The organism is Aestuariibacter sp. GS-14, assembly GCF_006494365.1.
GTDB lineage: Bacteria > Pseudomonadota > Gammaproteobacteria > Enterobacterales > Alteromonadaceae > Alteromonas > Alteromonas mangrovi.
Map to the genome: position 1 here is coordinate 1 of NZ_VHIP01000041.1, position 1470 is coordinate 1470.

Consider the following 1470-nt stretch of genomic DNA (forward strand, 5'->3'; position numbering starts at 1 on the left):
GGCTAAATATTGATCTTGAAATAGTGGTCAAGGGGCTATCTTTTTTCATTGACAGCCCGGAGGCTCATATGTGTTATACGCGTTTTTCAACGAAGTGCATACCCCAACGATTTGATGCTGAAAGCATAAACCCGAAATAAACTATAGAAAATACGCAGCCCAAAAATGCTTCACTACCAACGTTAAACAGCAGGGATTTAAAGAAATTAATTAAGAGGCCGAATAGAGAGACAAACCAAATTGCTTTTAAAACGTTATCGTAAATATGATTTTTTAAAATGCCGCTGTGTTCTTGGAAACTGAAGAAAAAGCTGGCAAGTTTGCTGGTAAGCCAAACTAGGAATAACGACGCACTGGAAATGAAGATTGCTGCTGCTATTTCTTGAATAAGAATGCCAATTGTAAGAGCCGATAAGCACCAAGCTAATGGTAATTTAAACCCTAACTCTTGAGTAACGAGAAGATATTTTGGTGTTTTAAGCTGCATTTCCATCCTTGATACTCATAGCGTATAACACCCCGTTTAAGGGGCAAAAACATGTAGGCTATAATGCGAAGCAGCCTACATGTTTTTGTCCCAGCGCGCACCGCGCGCGACTTGAAACGATTGTTATACGTGCGAGCACCGAGCTGTCGCGGCTTGCCGCCACAACCTGCTGACATTGCCAGTAACGCATAACACCTTGAATTACCTTAAAACAACAACCTACAAAATACCAGATGCCAATTGGATTCTATAAACGACCTGGAATGCTGACTGTTGGCGTTACTGAACATCTAAAGCCGCGATGATAAAGCTGCTGATAAAACTGAAAATGGTGGGCTTAAAAACTGCATAGCGAACCACCCTAACCAGCTTAAAATCTAATCCTTTGAAGCCTTAAAACAGCTAGCCCGAATCGGCGTATAACACTCGCATAACGGGCAAAAACACGTAGGCTACAATACCAAGCGAAGCGCAGGGAGCCTACGTGTTTTTGTCCCTAGCGAGCGCAGCGAGTGTTAATGCGTTTGTTATGTTTACTTGCCTAAAAATCGCAGTTGTATTTTTAGCATAAACGCCAACAGTAATCCGCAAACAATAGGTGTAACCAATATAAAATTTACTCGCCCTTGATGCCAATTTTGAGAAAGCCAATAAATAACAAAAAGTACTGAATAAACAGGAAACAGCACCATTAACCTGTTTTTTTGTACTGCCGTCTTTGTGTATTGGCCTAGAGCCAGTGACATGAAAAAGAGAAAAGAAAAAACGAAATAAGTTGCATACAGAGTGTTATATATGGCTTCCTGCAATGGCTTTTGAATTAGGAGTACGACAAATAAAATGCTCAGTCCAACAAATGGAAATCGCGCCGTTTTAATACTCATTAATGCCTAATTCCTAGGGTAAACATAACGCCTAAATATGGGGCACAAACAGGCAGGCTACAATGGCGAAGCCGCCTGCCTGTTTGTGTCCCAGCCCGC

2 protein-coding genes are annotated in these 1470 nt (G+C 41.4%); both read right to left on the reverse strand.

Annotated elements, in window-relative coordinates:
• Positions 1-73: 73 nt before the first annotated feature.
• Complete coding sequence (locus FJ444_RS21230; RefSeq protein WP_181405271.1) at positions 74-493, reverse strand: hypothetical protein; 420 nt, start codon at positions 491-493, stop codon at positions 74-76.
• A 527-nt stretch (positions 494-1020) separates the two neighbouring features.
• The gene (locus FJ444_RS21240) at positions 1021-1371 is read right to left on the reverse strand and encodes a hypothetical protein (protein ID WP_140961947.1); all 351 of its coding nucleotides are present in this window, start codon (positions 1369-1371) and stop codon (positions 1021-1023) included.
• Positions 1372-1470: the final 99 nt, after the last annotated feature.